Origin of the sequence: Pseudomonas sputi (genome assembly GCF_021603585.1) — a bacterium.
Taxonomy (GTDB): domain Bacteria; phylum Pseudomonadota; class Gammaproteobacteria; order Pseudomonadales; family Pseudomonadaceae; genus Aquipseudomonas; species Aquipseudomonas sputi.
In genome coordinates, this window is sequence record NZ_BQHI01000013.1 from 122,594 (window position 1) to 144,280 (window position 21,687).

General features: G+C 62.7%; 18 protein-coding genes and 1 tRNA gene. 2 read left to right on the top strand and 17 right to left on the bottom strand.

Translation table 11 applies throughout. The annotated features are described in order from the left end of the window. Positions 1-22: 22 nt before the first annotated feature. Positions 23-1,465: an NADP-dependent succinate-semialdehyde dehydrogenase gene (gene gabD, locus L6D81_RS18700; RefSeq protein WP_236181401.1), complete on the bottom strand. Its 1,443-nt coding sequence runs from the start codon at positions 1,463-1,465 to the stop codon at positions 23-25. Between the two features lie 443 nt (positions 1,466-1,908). Between gabD and L6D81_RS18705 the strand changes: the two genes are divergently transcribed. Beyond that, positions 1,909-1,985: transfer RNA gene (locus L6D81_RS18705), tRNA-Arg, on the top strand. Positions 1,986-2,052: 67 nt separating this feature from the next. On the opposite strand, the gene L6D81_RS18710 is transcribed toward L6D81_RS18705, so the two are convergent. The 5 genes from L6D81_RS18710 to L6D81_RS18730 all read right to left on the bottom strand — a co-directional run bounded on the left by L6D81_RS18710 (position 2,053) and on the right by L6D81_RS18730 (position 5,880). After that, the gene (locus tag L6D81_RS18710; RefSeq protein WP_236181402.1) at positions 2,053-2,322 is read right to left on the bottom strand and encodes a hypothetical protein; all 270 of its coding nucleotides are present in this window, start codon (positions 2,320-2,322) and stop codon (positions 2,053-2,055) included. Positions 2,323-2,342: 20 nt separating this feature from the next. Then, a complete protein-coding gene (locus L6D81_RS18715) occupies positions 2,343-2,933 on the bottom strand; it encodes a hypothetical protein (RefSeq protein WP_236181403.1) in 591 nt (196 codons plus the stop codon). Then, positions 2,930-3,511 carry an RNA polymerase sigma factor gene (locus tag L6D81_RS18720; protein WP_236181429.1) on the bottom strand — a complete coding sequence of 194 codons (582 nt, stop codon included), beginning with the start codon at positions 3,509-3,511 and terminating at the stop codon, positions 2,930-2,932. The genes L6D81_RS18715 and L6D81_RS18720 overlap by 4 nt, the downstream gene beginning before the upstream one ends. A gap of 29 nt (positions 3,512-3,540) precedes the next feature. Next, positions 3,541-5,232 carry a vWA domain-containing protein gene (locus L6D81_RS18725; RefSeq protein WP_236181404.1) on the bottom strand — a complete coding sequence of 564 codons (1,692 nt, stop codon included), beginning with the start codon at positions 5,230-5,232 and terminating at the stop codon, positions 3,541-3,543. An 87-nt stretch (positions 5,233-5,319) separates the two neighbouring features. Beyond that, positions 5,320-5,880 carry a YbhB/YbcL family Raf kinase inhibitor-like protein gene (locus tag L6D81_RS18730; RefSeq protein ID WP_236181405.1) on the bottom strand — a complete coding sequence of 187 codons (561 nt, stop codon included), beginning with the start codon at positions 5,878-5,880 and terminating at the stop codon, positions 5,320-5,322. A 139-nt stretch (positions 5,881-6,019) separates the two neighbouring features. On the opposite strand from L6D81_RS18730, the gene L6D81_RS18735 reads away from it, so the two are divergent. Then, on the top strand, positions 6,020-7,549 hold the full coding sequence (locus L6D81_RS18735) for an FAD-dependent oxidoreductase (RefSeq protein ID WP_236181406.1): 1,530 nt from the start codon (positions 6,020-6,022) through the stop codon (positions 7,547-7,549). Here L6D81_RS18735 and pgaD read toward each other — a convergent pair. From pgaD to L6D81_RS18790, 11 genes are all read right to left on the bottom strand, one after another. Further along, a complete protein-coding gene (gene pgaD / locus L6D81_RS18740; RefSeq protein ID WP_236181407.1) occupies positions 7,542-8,075 on the bottom strand; it encodes a poly-beta-1,6-N-acetyl-D-glucosamine biosynthesis protein PgaD in 534 nt (177 codons plus the stop codon). The two genes, L6D81_RS18735 and pgaD, sit on opposite strands and share 8 nt — an antisense overlap. After that, entirely contained in the window at positions 8,072-9,427 is a 1,356-nt protein-coding gene (pgaC, locus tag L6D81_RS18745; RefSeq protein WP_236181408.1) for a poly-beta-1,6-N-acetyl-D-glucosamine synthase, read from the bottom strand. The genes pgaD and pgaC overlap by 4 nt, the downstream gene beginning before the upstream one ends. Position 9,428: 1 nt before the next feature. Continuing rightward, entirely contained in the window at positions 9,429-11,426 is a 1,998-nt protein-coding gene (pgaB, locus tag L6D81_RS18750) for a poly-beta-1,6-N-acetyl-D-glucosamine N-deacetylase PgaB (RefSeq protein WP_236181409.1), read from the bottom strand. 12 nt (positions 11,427-11,438) lie between these two features. After that, on the bottom strand, positions 11,439-13,919 hold the full coding sequence (gene pgaA, locus L6D81_RS18755) for a poly-beta-1,6 N-acetyl-D-glucosamine export porin PgaA (protein WP_236181410.1): 2,481 nt from the start codon (positions 13,917-13,919) through the stop codon (positions 11,439-11,441). A gap of 256 nt (positions 13,920-14,175) precedes the next feature. Then, positions 14,176-15,681, bottom strand: a complete 1,506-nt coding sequence (locus L6D81_RS18760; protein ID WP_236181411.1) for a YdgA family protein — start codon at positions 15,679-15,681, stop codon at positions 14,176-14,178. Between the two features lie 199 nt (positions 15,682-15,880). Then, positions 15,881-16,516, bottom strand: coding sequence for an NADH:ubiquinone oxidoreductase subunit N (locus L6D81_RS18765; protein ID WP_236181412.1), 636 nt, complete (start codon positions 16,514-16,516; stop codon positions 15,881-15,883). A 93-nt stretch (positions 16,517-16,609) separates the two neighbouring features. Next, on the bottom strand, positions 16,610-18,052 hold the full coding sequence (locus L6D81_RS18770) for an efflux transporter outer membrane subunit (RefSeq protein WP_236181413.1): 1,443 nt from the start codon (positions 18,050-18,052) through the stop codon (positions 16,610-16,612). Next, positions 18,049-18,936 carry an efflux RND transporter periplasmic adaptor subunit gene (locus L6D81_RS18775; RefSeq protein WP_236181414.1) on the bottom strand — a complete coding sequence of 296 codons (888 nt, stop codon included), beginning with the start codon at positions 18,934-18,936 and terminating at the stop codon, positions 18,049-18,051. Before L6D81_RS18775 ends, L6D81_RS18770 begins: the two co-directional genes overlap by 4 nt. Further along, a complete protein-coding gene (locus tag L6D81_RS18780; protein WP_236181415.1) occupies positions 18,933-19,142 on the bottom strand; it encodes a DUF1656 domain-containing protein in 210 nt (69 codons plus the stop codon). Before L6D81_RS18780 ends, L6D81_RS18775 begins: the two co-directional genes overlap by 4 nt. Further along, on the bottom strand, positions 19,139-21,202 hold the full coding sequence (locus L6D81_RS18785) for an FUSC family protein (RefSeq protein ID WP_236181416.1): 2,064 nt from the start codon (positions 21,200-21,202) through the stop codon (positions 19,139-19,141). Before L6D81_RS18785 ends, L6D81_RS18780 begins: the two co-directional genes overlap by 4 nt. Next, positions 21,199-21,627 (bottom strand): MarR family winged helix-turn-helix transcriptional regulator, encoded by a 429-nt coding sequence (locus tag L6D81_RS18790; RefSeq protein ID WP_011331882.1) that lies wholly within the window; start codon positions 21,625-21,627, stop codon positions 21,199-21,201. The genes L6D81_RS18785 and L6D81_RS18790 overlap by 4 nt, the downstream gene beginning before the upstream one ends. Positions 21,628-21,687: the final 60 nt, after the last annotated feature.

Sequence of the window (21,687 nt, forward strand, 5' to 3'; positions counted from 1 at the left end):
TACAGCGATCTTCTACCGAGGCTTAGATGCCCAGGCAGAGGTATTTGATTTCCAGATAATCTTCGATGCCGTACTTGGAGCCTTCACGGCCCAGGCCCGAAGCCTTGATGCCGCCGAACGGCGCGACTTCGTTGGAGATCAGCCCGGTGTTGACGCCGACCATGCCGTATTCCAGGGCTTCAGCCACACGGAACACACGGCCCAGGTCGCGAGCGTAGAAGTACGAGGCCAGACCGAACTCGGTGTCGTTAGACATCGCGATCACCTCGGCTTCGTCTTTGAAGCGGAACAGCGGCGCCAGCGGACCGAAGGTTTCTTCCTTGGCCACCGCCGCATCTTTCGGCACGTTGGTCAGGATGGTCGGCTCGAAGAAGTTGCCTTCCATCGGCTTGCCACCGGCCAGAACGGTTGCGCCTTTGCTCACGGCGTCAACGATGTGCTCTTGCACCTTGGCCACGGCTTTCTCGTCGATCAGCGGGCCAGTGGTGGTGCCTTCTTCCAGACCGTTGCCGATCTTCAGCTTGGCGACTGCCACTTTCAGCTTCTCGGCGAACGCGTCGTAGACCGAATCCTGGATGTACAGACGGTTGGCGCAGACGCAGGTCTGGCCGTTGTTGCGATACTTGGAAATGATCGCGCCTTCGACGGCCTTATCCAGGTCCGCGTCGTCGAACACGATGAACGGCGCATTGCCGCCCAGTTCCAGCGAGACTTTCTTGATGTCCTTGGCGCATTCCGACATCAGTTGACGACCGATTTCGGTCGAGCCGGTGAAAGACAGTTTGCGCACGATCGGGTTGCTGGTCAGCTCGCTGCCGATGTCGCCGGCGCTGCCGGACACCACGCTGAACACGCCTTTGGGGATGCCGGCGCGCTGGGCCAGTTCGGCCAAAGCGAATGCGGAGAACGGCGTTTGCGAAGCCGGCTTGAGCACCATGGTGCAACCGGCGGCCAGCGCAGGACCTGCTTTACGGGTGATCATCGCCGCCGGGAAATTCCACGGGGTGATGGCGGCGGTCACGCCGATCGGTTGCTTGATCACGATCAGGCGCTTGTCAGGCTGGTGGCCCGGAATCACATCACCGTAGATGCGCTTGGCTTCTTCGGCGAACCACTCGATGAACGAAGCGGCGTACACGATTTCGCCCTTGGCTTCGGCCAGTGGTTTGCCCTGCTCGAGGGTCATCAGGCGAGCGAGGTCGTCCTGGTGCTCGATCATCAGCTCGAACCAGCGACGCAGCTTGCCTGCACGCTCCTTGGCGGTCAGTGCACGCCAGGCCGGCAGCGCCTTGTCGGCGGCTTCGATGGCACGGCGGGTTTCGGCAGCGCCCATCTTCGGCACGGTGCCCAGAATCTCGCCGGTGGCCGGGTTGTTGACCTTGATCGTCTGACCGTTGTCCGCGTCGACCCATGCGCCGTCTATAAAGGCTTGCTGGCGGAACAACTGGGTGTCTTTAAGCTGCATGTCGGCTTTCCTTAACAGCACCGCGCAAGGCGCGGAGCAAAATTATGATTGTAGAAAGGCGCCTCGCGAGGCTGCCGTCAGGGAAATCATTCACCGGGCTGGCACATGAATAGCGCACGACTCAAAACGCGTGCGGCTCAGCACCTTGATCAGGAGCGTTTGAAATCTCAAACGAATCCTAGGTTCAAAGGGGTTGAAGGACAATAGGGCGTTCGAAAAAAAGAACAAAAACGCCGCTTTTGCTGAACATTTCAGATCAACGTACCAACAGCCCCGATGGCAGAGAAACCATAGAACAGCCTCCCCAAAGCGCCAAGCGAGCCTTTTGCAGGACGTTACAGCTTTATGGAATGCAGGGTCTTCTAACCGACACGTGCACTGACAATCCACGCCAAAACCCGGCATGGACGCCCCGAGCCGACCTAGGTATGATGTCGCCCGCTGCACCAGTAGCTCAGCTGGATAGAGTACTGCCCTCCGAAGGCAGGGGTCGTGGGTTCGAATCCCGCCTGGTGCGCCATTGATTTAAACGAGAAAGCCCCGGACTGTGACGGTCCGGGGCTTTTTTGTGCGTGCCGACGGGCGACTCACTCCGTCGTCCAGTCAAACTCGTCATATTCATCATCGTCTTCTTCATCCTCGATCAACTCATCATCGAGAACGTCTTGCTCCAGATCCTCTTCGGCCTGTTTGGCCAGAAGAAACTCCTTGCGACTCTCCGTCACTGCCCGCCGCAGTTCCTCACCCTTGACCGGGCAGTTGAGCATTTGGGCGATGCGGTCGATTTTTTGGGCCACGGCATCCTCCAGCGCATCGGCAATGACCCGATAGTGCGCGTTTTTGCGGATCAATGCCAAATGGCGGATGGCTCATACGGTCAGTTCATGCGGATTTTTTCCAGCTGCAGGTCGAGATTCACGTTCGGGTAGCGCTTGTGCAGGTTGTTGAACAGGGTGTCGGCCGCTTGCGACTGGCCGGACTCGCGCAGGCGCAGGACTTCGCGCAGTTGCGCGTCGAGACCGTTGACCGGGGCGGCGGCGCGTTTGCTGACCTTGGCTTCGTCTGCCGTGTCGGCGCTGATCGATTCGCTCTGCATCGGCGCCGCCATTTCCGCCATCGGCGCGGAAAGCGCGCTGGCGGGGGCCGACAACGATCGGGCCTCCTGACGGGCCACGGGCGCAGCCGGTTTGGCAACGGGGGCGAAATCGAATTGCGCCACGGGTTCGGGCGTGCGTTGCACCAGCGCCAGCATCAGCGCGATGCCGACCAGACTGGCAAAAGCCACTTGATAGCGCGGTGTCTGGCAGGCCTTGAGCCAGCGTTGCCACAGGCTCTGCCGTGGCGCCGGGGTTTCACGGCGGGCGGCGTTGAGGATCAGGGCGTCGAGATGCGCTGGCGGTTCAGCGTTGTGCTGTTCGCGCACGTGCTTGAGCACTTGCTCTTCGGGTGTCGGGCGGGCGTCCGTCATGTCAGTACCTCCTCGGCCAGCAGCCGACGCAGTTTTTGCTGGGCGTAGCGCAAGCGGCTCTTGACGGTTTCCAGCGGTGTTTCAGTGAGGCTGGCGATTTGCGCCAGGTCGAGATCGCCATGGGCGCGCAGCAGGAACACTTCGCGCTGGTCGGCGGGCAAAGCTTGCAGGGCGCTCTCCAGGCGCTGGCTGTCGCGGCTGAGGTTGAGCAGTTGTTCCGGATCGGAGGCGTCGTCGCTGACGGCGTGGATCTGTTCGTCATAGCGGTCATGCAACGGTTGCCGGGCGCCGTGCTTGCGCCAGTGGTCGATCAGGCGATTGCGGGCAATCTGGAACAACCACGTACGAAAAGTCGCCCGGCCTTGTGGCTGACTGGCACTGCGGATCAGGCTCAGCCAGGTCTCCTGGTAAACCTCGTCGGCCAGTTCCGGTTTGCCGCTCAAACCGAGCAGAAACCGGTAAAGAGGCTGGCGATGGCGCGCGTACAGGATCTCGAACGCCTTGCCGTCACCCTCGCGATAACGGGCCAGCAGCGATTCGTCGCTGCTGGCCTCAAGGCTGTCGGCGGAGGCAAACAGCTGGGTGATGAAGCCTTTGAGGCGGCTCACTATTCGATCCGTCGCTCAGTGGGCATTGCATGGGCGGCCGTGGACGTACGCAGGCTCTGCGCCAGTTCCACCAGTTGCACGAACTCGTTGCGCAGGCCGAAGCGGTCATCGCCACGGGCACCTCGCGCCAGGGCTTCGGTGTCCTTGAGGCTGAAATCGCCAGTGTAGCGGCTGTCCTTGAGTTGCTGGGAAAACGCGGCGACGGCGGCAGCAAAGCGCAGGTCTTCACTGGCCGGTACAACCTGACGGGCAATCGGCCGCTCGATCAGCAGACTTTTCCCACCCTCAGGCTTTTGATATCGCACACGCAGCATTGCCAATTCTCCTTGCTTGTCGGAAATCACCGCGTCGGTTTTTCCATAGCGCAGCGGCTCCAGCCAGCCCTTCTCGCCTGTCGGGACGATTTCATACAGCGCCGTCACCGTATGTCCCGCACCGATCTCTCCGGCATCGACCTTGTCATTGCTGAAATCCTCACGCTTCAATGCGCGGTTTTCGTAGCCGAGCAGCCGGTATTCACTGACCTGCGCCGGGTTGAACTCGACCTGCAACTTGACGTTCTTCGCCACCACGGCGAGGGTCGAACCGAGTTGGTCCACGAGTACCTTGCGCGCTTCGCGCAGGTTGTCGATGTAGGCGTAGTTGCCGTCACCGGCATCGGCCAGTTGCTCCATCAGGTGTTCATTGTAGTTATCCACACCGAAACCCAGGGTGGTCAGGGAAATGCCGGTCTGGCGTTTATCCACAGCCATTTGTTTCAGGCTGTCGAAATCGCTGATGCCGACGTTGAAGTCGCCGTCGGTGGCCAACAGGATGCGGTTGATGCCGTTGGGAATGAACGCCTGCTGCGCCATCTGGTAAGCCAGCTCGATGCCTGAAGCGCCAGCGGTCGAGCCACCGGCGGTCAATTGCTCGATGGCTGTGCGAATTTTCGCTTTTTCCCGTCCGGAAGTCGGCTCCAGCACCACTCTGGATTCGCCGGCATACACCACCAGCGCCACCCGGTCCTGCTCGCGCAATTGATCAACCAGCAATTTCAGGGTGCTTTTGACCCGCGGCAAGCCTTCGCGGCGATCCATCGAGCCGGACACATCCACCAGAAACACCAGATTGGCCGGGGCCAGTTCCGCCACCGCACGGTCGGAGGCCTTGATGCCGATGCGCAGCAAGCGGGTGTGCGGGTTCCACGGTGAGGCGGCGAGTTCGGTGGTCACGCCAAAGGGCGAGCCATCGCTCGGCAGTGCGTAGTCGTAGGGGAAGTAATTGACCATCTCTTCCAGCCGCACCGCGCCTTCCGGCGGCAGGCGACCCTGGTTGAGCAGCCGCCGCACATTGGCGTAGGCGCCGGTGTCGACGTCGGCGCTGAAGGTCGAGACCGGAGTTTCGGCGACGCTGTGGATCGGGTTGTCAGCCAGGTTGGCGTACTGCTCGCGCTGTTCATCGCGATAGCCCTGTGGATAACTTTCACCGGCCGGCAGCGGTGCAAAACGGGCGATCGGCGCCGCCAGTGCACTGCGCTTGGCCATCGCACTATCGGCCATGACCGCTTCAGGTTGCACGGAAGATTTCAGTTCGGTCTGCGCCGGAGGCGGCGCGACGGTGGTTTCCGGGCTGGAGGAAACACCGCAACCGGCAACCACCAGCAACACACTGGCAGCAAGGGGGCGCAGAAGCGTGGAAGGAAGGGACATGGGGCTGACCTCGGGGAAGAATTGATCCATTCATCCCCTGAGACGGGCAGTCCTTTCGGTTCGGGTTAAACCTCGCCAAAAATTTTTTCAGCGGTGATAACGCCGTACCACACTGCTGTTGCGCAGCACGTGGCCTTTGATTTTTTCCATCAGTTGGGCGCGGGTCAGACCGGCGGGCAAGGCGTCCGGAGCCAGATCCAGGGCGTACAGCTGAATGATGTAGTGGTGCGCGCTGTCGCCCACCGGCGGGCACGGGCCGACGTAGTTGGTGGTGCCTTTGCTGTTGGTGCCACCGACGCCGTCGAGGGCCGATTTGGCGCCGACACCGGCCGGAATCTGCCGGGTCGTGGCCTTGATGCCGTAGTGAATCCAGTGATCGACACCCGCACCTTTCTGGCCGTCCGGATCGTGCATGACGATGGCGTAGCTCAGGGTTCCGCTCGGGCCGGCATTCCAGCTCAGGGCCGGCGACTGGTTCTTGCCGCCGCAGCCGGCTGCATCGCTGGCCGCCGCCGAGGTGAACAGGCGGTTATCCGACACGCCGGGAATGCTGAGGGTGAAACGCTCCTGGGCCTGCGCCGGAAACTGCACGCAAAGGGCGACGGCAACGGCCGCCAGCCAAGGGTTGAGAGAGGTCAATCGGGTCATTCCGGGAGCACCTTGTGCAGTTGGGCCTTCGTCGGCCTGCAAACTATAGCCGTACCGTTCGTGCCGTGGCAGTGGGAAATGGCTGAACCTCGCATTGCGGCGCAAACTCGTAAGAGAAATGCCAGTGAGGAGCACGAACATGTCCCTGCACCGTGTCGCCCGTTTCGCCGATGTGCCTGAAGACCGTGGCCTGGAGGTGCAGATCGGCGACTGCAAGATCGTCCTGCTGCGCGTCGCCGGCCAGTTGCGCGCCTTTCAGGGGCAATGCCCGCACGCCGGCGCGCCGCTGGCGGAAGGTGCGTTGTGCCACGGCCGGCTGATCTGCCCGTGGCACAAGGCAGCCTTTCGCGCTGAGGATGGCGCCTTGTGCGAGCCGCCAGCGCTGGACAGCCTCAAGCGTTATCCGCTGGAACTGCGCGGCGACGAGGTATGGGTCGATGACCAGCCGCTGCCGGATCCGCACACCCCGCCCCAGGACGATCCACGCACCTTTGTCATCGTCGGCGCCGGTGCCGGGGGAACGGCCTGCGCCGCCGCCCTGCGGGAGAAAGGCTTTGGCGGACGGATCGTACTGATCGACCGCGAACCGGACGCCGGCTACGACCGCACGGTGCTGAGCAAATTCGTCCTGTCCGGGGAAATGCCGCCGCCGGAAACCCCGCCTCTGCGCGACGAGGATTTTTACCGTGAACAGCACATCAACCGGGTTTCAGGTGAGGTCACCGGGCTCGATGCCGAAACCAAAACCCTTCACCTGAGCGATGGCCGCACACTGAATTACAGCGCGGCGGTGCTGGCCACCGGCGCAACACCGAACGCACTGGAGTTACCCGGCGCCGACCTGCCCCAGGTGTTTGTCCTGCGCTGCAAAGCCCAGGCGCAATCCATCATGGACGCCGCCCAACCCGGCCAGCGCGCGGTGATCATCGGCGACAGCTTCATTGCCCTTGAATGCGCTTCGGCCCTGCGCCAGCACGGGCTCGAGGTGACGGTGCTGGCGCGTCACGCAATTCCCTTCGCGGCGCAGTTCGGTGAAGCCGTCGGCAAGGCGATCCGGGCGCTGCATGAGGAACACGGGGTGACATTCATCAGCGAACACCAAGCCAGGGAGATCACCGGCGACGGCAAGGTTGAGGCGGTGTTGCTCGACAACGGCCTGCGCCTGTCGGCGGATCTGGTATTGGCGGGAATCGGTGTACACCCGGCCACCGAAGCCTTCGGTGACCTGCCGCGCGAGGAGGATCAATCTTTGCGAGTCGATGCCGGCCTGCGTGTCGCCGACGGTCTGTGGGCGATTGGCGACATCGCCACTTTCCCGTTGAACGGCCAGCCACAACGTATCGAGCACTGGCGCCTGGCCCAGCAGCACGCGCGGATCGCCGCCGCCAACCTGCTCGGTGGCGATGAACATTACCTCGACGTGCCGTATTTCTGGACTTGGCATTTCGGCCGCAACTATGACTATCTCGGTCATGCCGAGCAGTGGGACGAAGTCGAATTTATCGGCGAACCCGAACAGCCGCCGTTTATCGGACTGTTCGGTTGCAAGGGCGTGGTGGTGGCGGCGGTGGCCTGTGAGCAGGAACGGGCGATGGCCCTGCTGGCCGAGCGCATGAAGCAACCGCTGCCGATGGATGAAGCCTGGCGGCTGATTCGCGCCGTCAGGTGATCCGGTTCAGCGGCTCGCGGTTGTCGTCATCCTCGGCGTGCAAAAAAATCACCCGAGGATGCTCCAGCGGGGCCAGCGGTGGTGGCAGCTCTTGCGGCTGGACCGGCCACAGGTGCGGCACCACATGGCTGACGTCGCCGTCCTGATCGTTGTGGATGGTCATCACGCCCGGCCCGCGCAATTTCTGAAAGCGCTCGTCGCACAGTTTGAAGCTGCGGCTCAGTCCCTCATCATCGACCACCGGGGACGGCAGGCGGCGCTGGGCGAAGCTGCGGCTCTTGCGTTGCTGATAGCGCGCCCAGCCAATCAGGATCACCGCGTTGACCAGCGCCACCCACAGGTAAATCTGCAAGGTGCCGAGGGCTTCGAATGCCGAATTGTCGAGGCGCGGCACGCCTTCGTGGGTCTCGATCAACGGCCATAAACCGCGCGCCAGCAGATACAGCAGACCGATCCAGGCCAGAACAGTGAAGAACGCATCGACCACCACCAGAAACGGTCGTTGGCGGGTCCGGATGATTTTCATTTGATAACCTCCTCTTCATCGTCCCCGAGCGGCTTGATACCCCGGTCGGGACTGATCCAGCGCGCCCGCTTCTGGTGTTGGCCGAACAAGACTTTGGGGAAACTGACCAGCGTGGTCAGCAGGCTGACGAACCAGAACGCGATCGGATACCAGACCACCCAGAACATGGTCCTGCCCAGGCCCGGCTCGTAACGCCGGTCAATGATGATGCTGACCGCGAATTGCACCAGGCAGACAAACGCCAGCAGCAACCCGGTAAACGCCGGCGGCATCAGGTGATCGACCGCAATCGCTTCAGGCATGACCACGAACTTGCCGACGGCCCAGAAGATCACCGACAACAGGAAGGTGAACGCCCAACCGGTCGACAGGCAGTATTCGAACAGCAGCGGCCACAGGTAACGGTGGCGGTACTGCCAGATGCCTCGAATGTTCTTGAACAGCACTTCGGCGCCGCCCTGGGCCCAGCGCAGTCGCTGTTTCCACAGACCGCGCAGGGTTTCCGGCATCAGGATCCAGCACAGGGCGCGGGGCTCGTAGAAGATGCTCCAGTGATCCAGTTGCAGCTTCCAGCTGATGTCGATGTCTTCGGTGATCATGTCCGGGCTCCAGTAGCCGACCCGGTTCAGCGCGGTGCGGCGGAACGCGACGATCACACCCGACACGGTGAAGATCCGCCCGAACACCCGCTGGGTGCGCTTGATCAGCCCGATGATCGACGAGAACTCGCCGACCTGAACTCGCCCGACCAGGGTCGAACGCGTGCGGATTCGTGGGTTGCCGGTCACTGCACCCAGCCGTGCGTTGTCGAGCATCGGCGCGACAAGGTAAGCGGCGGTGTTCGGCGCCAGCAGCGCGTCGCCGTCGATGCACACCAGATATTCGCTGCGCGCCGCGATGGCGCCCATGCGCAGGGCCACGGCCTTGCCCTGGTTTTCCGCCAGGTGCAGCACTCGCAGTCGCGGATCTTCCTTGGCCAGCGCATCCAGCACTTGCGCGGTGTTGTCCCTGGAGCCGTCGTTGATCGCGATGACTTCGATGTTCGGGTAATGCTGCGCCAGCGCCGCGTGGATGGTGTCGGCAGCATTGTCGCCCTCGTTGTAGCAAGGAATCAGGATCGAAATCAGCGGTTCGCCTTCCAGCGGCGGCGGCAGGGTGTCGTCCTTCCACGGCCAGTGCCGCTCCCAGTGCAGCCAGAAATACAGGCCACCGGAAATCCACAACCCGGACATGAACAGCGGGTAGAAGAACACGAAGTCCATCAGGAATTGCCCGGTGACCAGGAAGATCAGCCCCAGCGGGACGCCGAGGACGATCGCCAGAACAAGCAGGGCCAGCAGTCTATCCAGCATGTCATGGGTTCCATTTGTTGGAGAGCGCAGGCCGCACGGTTTTCAGGTCCGGCAAGTTCTCGAGAAAGTTGTCCGGGTAGTAGCCGAAACTGGTGGCGCCCTGACGCTTGAGGCGGCTCATCCAGTCGGCCAGTTGCGCGCCGTCGATGTCGGCCTGATCCTTTTTCGTCCAGTCCCGGGCCTGCAATTCGAACACCGTGCGCTCCAGCGCACCGGGGCGCTGTTTGATCTTCGCCACCAATTCTTCGAGCCACGGGCCGGACTGCGCATACGTCTGTTTTTCCATGAGCGGCATGGCCATCGGCGCCGTCCAGTCGTAAGTCCCGAGGAAGTCGTCGAGGTTCTGCGCGAACCACGCTTCGCTGTGCGGATTGAGCACCGGCTCGGCAAAGATGTTGCGCGCGGTGAGCACTTGCGGGCCACGAATCGCGCGCACCTTGGCGGTCAGCTCATTGGTGAAGTCGATCAGGTAGCGGCTCTTGAAGCGCGTCCAGCGCTGCATCGCCGCCGGATCGTCACGCAGCGCCGCGATCGAGCCCGGCAAGCCGTTGGCGGCATAGGCCTTCAGCGCCTGAGGGCTGGCGTCTTCGAAGTCCGAGAGCACTGCGTCGTCGTGATAGAGAATGCCGTTGACCGATGTCAGACGCGCCACGTCTTCGTAGATTTCACCGATGATCCGCCGCACTTCAGGATCGAATGGCGACAGGCGCTGGTATTGATCCGGGTCTATGGAGGACGTGCCGGTTTTCGGGTCCCAACGGGTGACTCGCGGCAGCTTCGAGTCGAGGCCGAAACTCAGCACCGGCATCCACGCGAAGACCTTCACATTAGCGCGGGTACGCAGTTGCCAGGCGACGCGGTTAAAAATGTCTGCACGCACCGGCAAGTGTCGGTTGGGGAAGTACAGCGAATGCACCAGGCCATCGCCCTTCGGATCGGCGAAGGCTTGCAGGAACACCGTGTTGGCGCCCATGTCGGCCATGCGCTGGATCAGCTTGCCGAGGTTGATTTCCTGCTGCGCCGGATCCGGGTCGTAGACGTTGTCCAGATCGATATGCACCACGCGCATGACGAAATCCGACTGCACGTCGACGATACTGTTGGCGAAACGCTCGCCGTCAGGGTCGGACGCGACGAGGAAACGCGGACTGCTCATCAGGTTGTCGAGGGCATCGAGACCGTCGTCGAGGGTCAGGGCCATTTCGTAGCCTTCCTCACCCACCACAGTCAGCGAATTGCCATCCGCCGCGCCATATGGCCAGACCCACACGCGCGGTTTCTTGCCGGTGACCTTACGGATTTTTTCCGAGATGTCGTCCACGTCGGTGCGAATTCGCGCTCGGAAATCGGCCTCGGACTCATAGCGTTTGCTCACTGGATCGTAACGTCGAGTCGCCGCAGCAGGCTGCAGGTTGCCTTGCGGGTTGGCAAGGATGCCTTTGTGATTGGCGTCAGTGTGGGCGGCGATTTCCACCAGGCCCGACTGCGAGATTTCCCGCACCTGATCCCAGGTCAGAAAGTCGGAACGCGGGCGCGGCGTCCCGGCGAAATCCACCGGTTGGTTCAGCGGCGTATCGATCCAGGTGCCCACCGGTGCCAGCAGCGCATGCCAGTTGTAGGCGCGCAATACCGGCAACACACGGGTGTAGAAGCTTGCGTAACCGTCGTCGAAGCTGAGCAGGATCGCCTTGGGCGGCAGTGGCGGCCCGCCCTTGCGCGCGGCCATGATCTGATCGACCGTCACCGGTTTGTAGTTGTTCTCCCGCAGCCAGGCGAGCTGTTCGAGCAGGCGTTCGGTGCGCACCGCCACCACCGCCTGATCGGGATCACGATCTTCGACATCGTGGTAGGCAATGCCCAGCACGTGGTTTTTCGGCCAGGGCTTTTCACTGGCTGCCAGCGGTCGCTCGGACGGCGGCACGAAGGCCGGGGCTTGCTGGGCGCAGGCGCTGACCAGCAGCGCTCCCAGCAGAAGGATGAAACGCGAAATCAAAGGCATCTTCAAACTCTTCTAGAAGCGGAAAGTGAGGTCGACGAGCAGACGCAGATCGGTTTCCCGGTCACCGTCGTAGGGCCGGTTGATCACGCTGAACAAACCGCCCACCTCGAACACGTCGTTCCAGGCGTAGCGCTGGCCGTAACCGAGCAATGCCATGCCGCCGGTGCCGTGATCACGCTGGCTGTAAGTCCCCGCACCGGCCTGGAACTGTTGGCTCCAGACCGTTTCGTAGCGGTGGTACAGCACATGATTGACGTTGAGCAACGGCATGACGCTGAAGTCCGACTTCGGGTTGAAGTACGGCACGTCATCGGACTTGGAGTTGTGGCTGGTGCCCACTTCCAGGCCCGCATCGACTTGCAGGTTCGGCGCGCTGTAGACACCCTCTTTTCCGGTCAGCAAGGCTTCGACACGGTTGTTGCCGTCGCTGAAATGCGACGGGCTGACCGCCAGGCGCCACTCACGGCTCTCGTTGGCGCGCCAGCGGATGAAACCGCTGCCGCCGTTGGCCTTGATGTCGCTGTTCAATGCCCGCAGCGGGGTGTCGGCCGAGAGATACTCAAGGCTGCCGCCGTATTGCCAGTGGTCGTTGATATCGCGGGCAATCGCCAGACGCGCGCCCTGCTTGTCGCCGAAACCATAGGAATGATTCGACACTTCGGCTTCGAGGGTCATGTCGCGGGTGCGACGCTCCAGGCCGACACGCTGGAAGCGGTGGTGACCGGTGCCTTCGGCAAAATCGCCAGTGGCGTATCCCGCCCCGGCGAACACCCGCCAATCCTCATCGATCGGCGGGCTGTAAAGGGTGGTCTGGATGCCGAAATCCCGGCTGCCGGAGACCGCGCCGGCATCGCCACCGCTGCCGCCGTTGGCCTTGCCGCCGTAGGCTTCGACGCGCAGCTCGGACATGTCGTGCACTTCGCGTTCACGGGCCAGACGCTGGACCTGACGGTTGTCGGGGAAGCGCGCCACCACGTCATCGGTCAGCGCATCCATCTGCCGCCATTCCTGCAAGTCCATGGCGGTGCGGGCCTGCGCGACTTCCAGGCCCATGTCGCGTGGCGCGATGCTTTCGGTTTCCTTGAGCTGGTTTTCCGCACGGCGCGGCCAGTTGCGGGCCAGGTACAGGTCGGCCTGGGCCCGGCGCAGGCCGATGTTGCCCGGGGCCTGATCCACCAGAGTCTGCAAGCGCTCTTCGCCGTGAGGCAGGTCGGAGCCGTAGATGCCGGCCTGCGCCGCCAGTTGCTGGGCGTCCATCCACTCATCGTTAGGGTTGCCGATCGGCAGGCCCTTGAGTTCGACACGCGGCTTCTGCGCCTTGGCCTGATCCTCGGCGACCTTGCGTGCCTCTTCGGCACGGTCGCCTTCCAGCAGCGAGTAATACAGCGCCGTGGTGTCTTCAAGTCGGTCACCGACATCGGCGTCCGGCGCCGCCAGCACCTGACGGTAAAGATCGGTGGCGATTTCCGGCTGGCGCTGATCCAGATAGGCCGCCGCCACCCAGCGCAGGGCGTAGGTCGGGATCTTCACGCCTTCGGCTTGCAGCTTCTGGTATTCGCTGATGACTTCGGCGGTGCGCGCCCGGGCCTTGAGTGCGCCCATGCGATCGATGCGCCAGCGCGTCACGTCATCGTGGGCGCTGGCGTCCGGGGTCCAGGTGGCGAGCAACTGGTCGTAGTCGGCCAGGGCGCGGTCGGCGATCACGTAGCGTTCTTCTTCGCTGCGGGTGGCCAGTTCGGCGAGGCGCACGCGTTCGGCGGCCAGATCGCCTTCCAGACGCCGCAAGGTGACGGAATCGATCAGCCCCGGACGCTGCCTGGCAAGCCGCAACGCCGGCTCCGGCAGACGCGCCTTTTGCAGGGCAACCACGTATTCGCGGGCGACTTCCGGTTTGTTGCCGGCGCGGACAAAGGCCTGGTCGTATTCGAACAGCGCGTCGTACGGCTTGCCGGCACGATTGAGGGCATAGCCCAGCGCCAGTCGGCGGGAAGGGTCTTCGGGTTTGGCGGCGACCAGCGAGCGGGCGCGGATGACCCCTTCGTCAGGCTTGGTGGAGTCGGCCTGGGTCAGCGCCAGACCGAGTTGCAGGTCAGCATTGTCCGGCTCCAGCGTCAGCGCCGTGTTGTAGACCTGGATCGCCTGATCCCAGCGCTTGAGGTTGCGATAGGCCCGGGCGGTGGCAGTCAGTGCCTGGATCGGCAGTGCGCGGCCACGACCCTGGGTCTCGTAGACCTGCACCACTTCAGCGTCGAGCCCGGCCCAACCGGCGATCTGCAGGTGATCGCTGACCTGCCCGGTGGTGGCCTGGGCCGGCGGCACCTGACGCAAAACGGTCAGCGCGGGCGTGTAATGCCCGGCCCGGGCGTCGAGCACCATTTGATCGTAGGTCGTGTCGGCGAACGCGAGCACGGGCCAGAGCAACTGGCTGCACAACGCGACTCGAAACAATGGGCGTAAACCACGATGTAATACAGGACCATCAATACGCGGCATTCGTCAGCATCCTTACATGGCCAGCCGGGTAGCAGTGCCCCCCCTTGCCCATTTCGTAACGGAGGCCAAGTAGATCACCTGGCCAAGCTATCCAAGCAGTCTTGCACGCAAGCGTAGATCAATATTCAGAACACAATAATTGTTCAGATTCGTGACGATGACGGGCCCCGGCTAACCGTTGACCCGGATGCCAGACAGCAAAACGCCCGGCGTCTGCGGGTGCAGAGGCCGGGCGTTTCGGTGACGCGCGAGGCGTTTACTGAGGCTGTTCGATACTGCCGAACTTGCTCATCAGGAAGCCCACAAACTGCTCGACGGTCATCTTCTGGCCGTTGAATTCCACCTGATTGGCGGCGTAATGCAGCTTGGTGACAACGTTGGTGCCATCCAGGGTCGCCAACTGCGAACCGACGGCCATGCCGGCGAACATGTCGGCACCCGCGCTGGCCTGGTCGACGATGGCCTTGGCATCGGTCTGGCCATCGATTTGCGCCTGCACGCTCAGCAGGTCGACCAGCATCGGCTTGGACACCAGCACATTGATGTCCAGCAGCGCGATCAACTGTTTGCCCAGTTGATCCGGTGGCAGGTCCATCGACGCAGGTTTGGTCAGATCAAGCACCAGATTCGCCCGGCTTTCGCCATTGGCGGTTTTCAGCGACAGGTCTTCCAATGCCAGTTGCGGCCCGGCCGCCAGCAGTTTCTGCAGGTCGGCCTTGACCTGGGTCGACTCGGCCTCGGTCAGGTTCAGCTCCGGTGCCGGCAGACCGGCGGCGGTGGCTTCGGCAGCGGCTTTCTCGTAAGGCTGCAGCTTGGTCTGGTAGATCTGCATCAGCGACATCGCCGACGGGATGTCGAGGTTTTTCAGGCTCATCGCCAGGTTGGCCGAACCGATCTTCTTGTCGTTGAGGGTCACTTCAGCGACCTTGTAGTCGGCACGGCCGGAGGCGTTGCTGCCGTTCTCTTCGGTACGGTTCTTCATTTCGAAGTTCTTCACGCCCAGCACCGACTGCTTGGCGCCGAAGGTGGTCTTGCTGGCGGTCAACTCCAGGGTGTTCTCGCCGGTGTAGTAGCCGTAGGTGCTCTTGGCAAGGTTGCTGGCCAGGGTCAGGCCATTGAGTTCGATCTGCACCGGGGTCTGATCTTCGGCAACCGTGGTCAGGTGCAGGCTGTCCATGTAGCCATTGGCCTTGACCTTCTGCGCCTGGGCACTGGCGGAGATGTCCATGTTCAGGCCGGAAAACTTCAGGTTCGACTTGTCGTCCAGCGCCGTTTCCAGTGGCAGCAGTTCGAGATTGCCGGTGGTCGACTGGTCGTAGCCGATGTTGACCACGCCTTTGAGCGGTGCGGCGCCCTTGGTGGCAGCGAACCACTTTTCGGTGATCGGGGTCTTTTCCAGCTCAAAGTGACTGGTGGCCATGACCGGCAGCCATTTCAGCGACACCAGACGCGAGAACGGCAGCGGGCCATGCTCGATGTGGTCGACGAACAACAGCTCGACCGGCGCTTCGCCAAACATTTCGCCCTCGCCCTTGAGGCGATAGTGCGCGGTGCTGCTGAAGGTGTCGCGCTCCAGCGACACCAGTTCCAGCGATGCACTGCCGTTGGAGCCGGCCATGGCGGTCTGCAACTCGCTGTTGGCATTGGCGACGGCATTGTTCAGCACGCCTTCGATTTTGGTGCCGGTGTACCAGGCCCCGCCGACGCTGATGGCGCCGATGGCCACAACAATTCCGAGAAGCACGCCTGCTGATTTATTCATGAATGACCTGATCGATTTCCGTGGCTGAAAGTGTGGTCGTCTTCCCTGAACCCGTGACCGGGCCGTGGCGCGACTCCGCTGAATTTAGCGGTGGAGATTAGCACTGGCAGTGGGCCGCGGCCCAATGTTTAAAGGTTAAAGAATGTCCACGAGACATGGACAAACAAAAAGATCGCCGGGTTCGGCGATCTTTTCGGGATCAGGAGTATTGAACCTCGATCTCATCAAGCTGATGGTCGAAGCTTTTCAGCCGCGCGGTCCAGGTGTACACCAGCACTTCGAAATCCCGGTCGATCACCGCCCCGCCGGGCCCGTCGCTGCGCGGGTCGCAGAAATCCAGTTGATAGCGCTCGCGGGCCATGGCCGTGGCGACGTCCGACAGTTCGCGGGCATTGTTGAGCCAGTGCCAGCCGTCGTCGGCGACTTGCCGGTCGAGGGCCAGGCACTGTTTTTTCAGGGCTTCGAGGCTTTTTTCCAGCGGTGTGCCGGTGAGTTCGCCCATGACTTCGGCGAAGGTGCGCCCCGGCTGCCAGTAGCCGCCCCAGAAGTAGCGGTCGAACACGGTTTCGACTTTGCGCAGCGCGACCTTGGTGTCCCAGATCAGCAGCAGCGTCTTGCTTTGCTCAAGCTGACGCTTTTTGAGTCGCTGGGTCTGCACCAGGGCCGAGGCCACGACCACGATCGCCATGACCGCGATCAGCGCCACGATGCTGTCGAGGAAGATCATTGCCTTGTCGATCTGATGGGCCAGCATGATGCCGTAGAAATAGGTGGCCGACAGCAGCACCAAGGCTACCAGGGCGCACCAGAAGCCAAGAGCGTAAGGGTTTTTCATTATTGGTTTCCCCTAGACCTGCGCTAGCGATGTGCACTGAAAAGGCGCCTGGTTCGGGGCGCCCTTTCAATACTTCAAAGCATAGCAACGGCCTCAGGGTTTGCTGGCGCTCGAGGCTTGCGTTCGTCCGCTTTCCCAACCGCCGCCCAGGGCGAGGAATAAATCGATCTGGCTCATGGCAACCTGGGTGTTGGCAGCGGCCAGTTGCGCAGTGACATCGGTGTAGGTGCGGGTGGCCTGCAGGTCGGCGAGGAACGACTCGCGGCCGGCCTGGAAGAAGCGGTGCGTCTGGTCCGCCGCCAGTTTTGCCGACTGCTCGGCATCGGCCAGTGCATCGCGGCGTTGCAGCAGCGCGGAGTACTGGGACAGACCGGTCTGGGTTTCGCGGATAGCGTTGAGCACCACGCCGTCGAAATGCGCCAACGCGCCCTGGGTCGTGGCTTCGGCTTCGCGGATCCGGGCCCGGGCGCCGTTGGTCGGTACGCTCCAGCTCAGTGACGGGCCGAAACCCCAGCGGTTGGTGGACGGTTTGCCAAGGTTATCGAGAATGCCGACGGTGCCGATCGTCGCGCCGAAACTGATGTCCGGGTACAGCTCGCCGGTGGCGATGCCGATTCCAGCCGTCGCAGCCGCCAGACGCCGCTCGGCCTGGCGGATGTCCGGCCGGCGCTTGAGCAGTGCAGCGCCATCGCCGACCGGCACCAGTTGGGCGATTTTCGGCAGTTCGGCGCAGGTCGCGGTGCCGGCCGGCAGTTGATCGACAGGCTTGGCCAGCAACATCGACAGACGGAACAATCCGGCCTGACGCGCCGCCTCATAACGCGGCATGTCGGCGCGCAGGGATTTGAATTGGGTCTGCGAACGGGTGACCTGGGTTTCGTCGCCACGGCCGGCATCGCGCAGACGCTGGATCAGGGTGGTGCTCTGGGATTGCAGGTCGAGGGAATGCTGGGCGATTTCCCGTTCCTCATTCGCCGCGCAGACCTGGGTGTAGGCCCGCACCACGTCGGCGACCAGGGTGATGCGTGCAGTGTCGGCAGCGGCCTGGGTCGCATCGGCGTTGGCCTTGGCCGCTTCGATCCCGCGTTGCAGGGTGCCCCACAGGTCGAACTGGTAGGACGCGCTGATACCGATATCGCCGATGTTGGCCACCGGCACTTTCTCCGGCAGCAGGAACGCCTCGCCGGACTCCTGCAAGCGTTGCGCGCCCATTTTCACGCCGCCGCTCCAGCCACCGGCCGCCTCGGCTTCATCGACCTGCGCACGGGCCCGCGACAGGTTCGCCGCCGCCACTCGCAGATCGGTGTTGGATGCCATGGCCTGCTGCACCAGTTGATCCAGACGCGGATCCTGATACAGCCGCCACCAGTCCGCCGGCACCGGGGCCGACACCACCGGTTTGCCGGCCACCGCCAGGTCGCCCTGGAAATCCTTGCGCTGGATCGCCGCGTCTTCGGGCACGTGGTAGTCCGGCCCGACCATCGAGCAGGCCGACAGCATCATGCCCAGCCCGACGACCATCAAGGCCCTGTTCATTGCGCAGGCTCCTGCGGTTGATCGTCGATGATCGACACGGTCGCGGTACGCCCGGCGATCATGCGGAAGTCATCCGGCACGTCGTCGAAGGCAATGCGCACCGGAATCCGTTGCGCCAGACGCACCCAGCTGAACGCCGGATTGACGTTGGGCAGCAGGTTGCTGCCGCTCGAACGGTCGCGGTCTTCGATACCGGCGACGATGCTTTCGACATGCCCGCGCAAGCGGGCACGGTCGCCGATCACGCGGATATCCACCGACTGACCGATGTGGATGCCGTCGAGTTTGGTTTCTTCGAAATAGCCGTCGATGTGGAACGAATTGCTGTCGACCACCGACAACACCGGACGCCCGGCGGTGACGAATTCCTGCGAGCGTGGCGCACGGTCGTTGACGTAGCCGTCCACCGGACTGCGGATCACCGAGCGATCGAGGTTGAGCTGAGCGCTGTCCACCGCCACCAGTGCTTCGGCCAGCGCCGATTGCGCGCGGGCCACTTTCGACAGGCTTTCTTCCAGCTGCTCGGCCGGCACCAGATTGCCCAGACCACGGTTACGCTTGGCTTCACGCTGCGCCTGGGCCAGGGTTTCTTCGCGATCAGCGACCGCCGCCCTGGCCTGGCGCAACGCCAGTTTGAAACGGTCCTGGTCGATGCTGAACAGCACCTGGCCGCGCTTGACCAACTGGTTGTCCTTCACTTCGACCTGCTGGATCAGCCCGGACACGTCCGGGGCGATCTGCACGATGTCGGCGCGAATGTGGCCGTCGCGGGTCCAGGGCGCGTACATGTAATACATCACCATGCGCCAGACCACGACGACGGCGAAAGTCACGATCAGCAGCGTCAGGACGACGCGACCGAGGGTCAGAAACGGTTTTTTCATGTCATCAGGTATCGACTGAGTGAATCCACGCCGTACAGCATCACGGCGTAGAGAGCCACGTTGAACAATGCCCGGTGCCAGACCAGACGGTAGAAATGCAGGCGCGTGAGCACGCCGTGTACCACAACAAACAGCACATAAGTGATGCCCATCAACACCAGCAGGGTCGGCAGGAAAATGCCGCTGATATCCAGATCACCGATCATAGGGGCGCTCCTTCGGGCAGCGGTTCTTCGGGCTCTGCGTTGGAAACGAATTCCACGCCGGGCAACAGCGCCAGGCGCAAGCCGCTCAAGGCGTGCAACAGGTTGAGTCGGGTTTCTTCATCGCCGTGGCCGTTGAGTGCGCGGCGGGTGCGATCCATGGTCATCAGCAAAGCGCTTGGCGCCGGCAGGCGTTCGCCGGCCTTGAGGCAGGCCCGGAAATACTCGCCAACCTCTGCCACCACTTGCTTGAGCAACGCATTCGGCGCGCCGGTCACTCGAGGTGTGTAGGCGAGCAAGTCGAGCAGGTTCAGCCCCACGCGCACTTCACGCATGGCAATGCCGGTGTCCTGACCGGTCAGCGCCAGACGCGGCAGGTGCTGCATCAGGCGGTCGAGCAGTTGCACGCCCAGTTGTCGATGTTCGGCGAGGTTGGCCGGCTCGGTCATGCTGACGATGTCTTTCCAACTGAAACGGGTCAGGCGCTTGGCCGCCAGTTCAGCACCGAACGGCCGGGCGATCAGCGTCCAGATAAACGCGAACAACAGCCCCATCGGGCCCGCCAGGTTGGAATTGACGAAGGCAAAGAAGTCCGCGTCGTAAGCGCCCGAAATACTGATGAACGACGAGGTGTTGACCAGCGTCAGCAGCATGCCGAGGTAAAAGCGTGGCTGCACCGTCAGGGTGCCGACACAGATGAACGGCACCGCGAATGCCAGCACCAGCATCGGAAAGTCATGCAGGTTCGGCAGCACCAGAAACAGGTACAGACTGGCAAACAGCACTGACATCCCGGTCCAGAAAAAGAACCGGTAGATCTGCGGCGCCGGGTCGTCCATCGAGGCGAAGAAACTGCACGACACCGCCGCCAGAATCACCGCGCTGCCGCCGTCAGTCCAGCCCAGCAGGATCCACAACACCGAGGCGACGATGATCGCCAGGATGGTCGAGGCCACTGAATACAGCATCAGTCCACGGTCGAGAAACGGCGTCAGGCGACCGAGGCGCCAGTGACGATAGACCGCGCGCCAGCTGTCCTGGCGCTCGCACAGGATCGCGTCCTGCAGGCTGCGACAGTCCTGCCAAAGATCGATGAACTCGCCGAGGCGATACAGCGCGTTGGAAAACAGCAACTGTCTGCGATCTTCCAGGGCTTCGGCGCTCGGTTGCAGCGCTTCGAGCTGATCCCGCAGGGCTTGCCAGCGTTCGAGATCGGCGTCTTTGTGACCGAGCCATTCGCGGGTCGCGGTGAGCAGCGGCGCGAACTGTTCCACCAGTTCCGGCGTGCGCCGTTCGAGGGCGTAAAGCGAGTCTTCAAGGGCATCGATCACCGGCAGCAGGTGGATCATCCGCCCGCGCAGTTCCTTGGTGTTGCGAACGGTTTGCGGCCGCGCACCTTCGTGCGGCAACTGGCCGATCATCAATTCCAGGCTGTTGAAACTGCCGACCATGGCCATGCGCAGGGCTGCGACCTCTTCGGGCTGCACATCGCGGCTGAGGAACTTCAGGCTGTAAGTCGTGGCGTCGGCGAACCATTTGCCCACGGCGTCGTTGAACACCGGTGCCAGGCGCCGTGGCCAGAACATCGCGCCGACCACCGCCGCCACGGCGATGCCGAGAAAGATTTCCTCGGTCCGCGACTCGGCCACGTCCCACAGCGCCAGCGGGTTATCCACCACCGGCAGCGCGATCAACGGCAAGGTATAGCCGGCCAGCATCAGCGCGTAGTTGTTGGCGGTGCGCAGGTGCAGGGACAGGAACAACAAAATCCCCGTCCACAGGGCGATGACCACCACCAGCACGTATGGGCTCTGGACGAACATCGGCACGAACAGTACCGCTGCCGCCGCACCGAGAAACGTGCCGATTGCGCGATACAGCGCCTTGGAACTGGTCGGGCCGAGGAACGGGCTGGAAACGATGTACACCGTGGCCATCGCCCAGTACGGGCGCGGCATCTGCATGAGCAAGGCGATGTACAGCGCGGTCATCGAAGCCGCGAACGTGCGGATCCCGTAGAACCAGTCCCGCGCCGGAGGCATGCCGGAAAAGAACCCGTTCACGGATTGATCACCGTTGGCGGAGTGGCCGCCTCAAAAGCTCTCAGTACCCGAAGCGTAGCCTCCAGATCGCGCTGGTCGATGCCTTCGAGCACCTCATGACGCAGTCGCACCAGTTGCGCCTCCACCGCTTGCACCAGCTCACGGCCGGTGTCGGTCAGGCTCAGGCATTTGGCGCGACGGTCCTGGGCATCTTCGGTGCGGCAGACAAACCCGGCGTGACACAACTGATCAAGCAGGCGCACCAGCGACGGCGACTCCATCCCCGCCGCCTGCGCCACCTGCACCTGGCGCACACCCTCGCCCAACCGCCCGATCATCAACAACGGGACGGCGCAGGCTTCGGAAATTCCATAATTGACCAGCGTGGTCTGGCAGATCTTCCGCCAATGCCTGGCGGCCACCACCATGGCACTGCTGATGTTCATCTGGAGAGCGTCGAGGTTATTCGGCACGAGGGAATGCACACACTGTTAGTTTGCTAACTA

Coding starts and splice junctions, on each gene's coding strand:
- L6D81_RS18780 (WP_236181415.1), bottom strand. CDS start 19,142: ATGATCGGTGATCTGGATATCAGCGGCATTTTCCTGCCGACCCTGCTG.
- gabD (WP_236181401.1), bottom strand. CDS start 1,465: ATGCAGCTTAAAGACACCCAGTTGTTCCGCCAGCAAGCCTTTATAGAC.
- L6D81_RS18730 (WP_236181405.1), bottom strand. CDS start 5,880: ATGACCCGATTGACCTCTCTCAACCCTTGGCTGGCGGCCGTTGCCGTC.
- L6D81_RS18760 (WP_236181411.1), bottom strand. CDS start 15,681: ATGAATAAATCAGCAGGCGTGCTTCTCGGAATTGTTGTGGCCATCGGC.
- pgaA (WP_236181410.1), bottom strand. CDS start 13,919: ATGCCGCGTATTGATGGTCCTGTATTACATCGTGGTTTACGCCCATTG.
- pgaD (WP_236181407.1), bottom strand. CDS start 8,075: ATGAAAATCATCCGGACCCGCCAACGACCGTTTCTGGTGGTGGTCGAT.
- L6D81_RS18775 (WP_236181414.1), bottom strand. CDS start 18,936: ATGAAAAAACCGTTTCTGACCCTCGGTCGCGTCGTCCTGACGCTGCTG.
- L6D81_RS18715 (WP_236181403.1), bottom strand. CDS start 2,933: ATGACGGACGCCCGCCCGACACCCGAAGAGCAAGTGCTCAAGCACGTG.
- L6D81_RS18765 (WP_236181412.1), bottom strand. CDS start 16,516: ATGAAAAACCCTTACGCTCTTGGCTTCTGGTGCGCCCTGGTAGCCTTG.
- L6D81_RS18770 (WP_236181413.1), bottom strand. CDS start 18,052: ATGAACAGGGCCTTGATGGTCGTCGGGCTGGGCATGATGCTGTCGGCC.
- pgaC (WP_236181408.1), bottom strand. CDS start 9,427: ATGCTGGATAGACTGCTGGCCCTGCTTGTTCTGGCGATCGTCCTCGGC.
- L6D81_RS18725 (WP_236181404.1), bottom strand. CDS start 5,232: ATGTCCCTTCCTTCCACGCTTCTGCGCCCCCTTGCTGCCAGTGTGTTG.
- pgaB (WP_236181409.1), bottom strand. CDS start 11,426: ATGCCTTTGATTTCGCGTTTCATCCTTCTGCTGGGAGCGCTGCTGGTC.
- L6D81_RS18790 (WP_011331882.1), bottom strand. CDS start 21,627: ATGAACATCAGCAGTGCCATGGTGGTGGCCGCCAGGCATTGGCGGAAG.
- L6D81_RS18735 (WP_236181406.1), top strand. CDS start 6,020: ATGTCCCTGCACCGTGTCGCCCGTTTCGCCGATGTGCCTGAAGACCGT.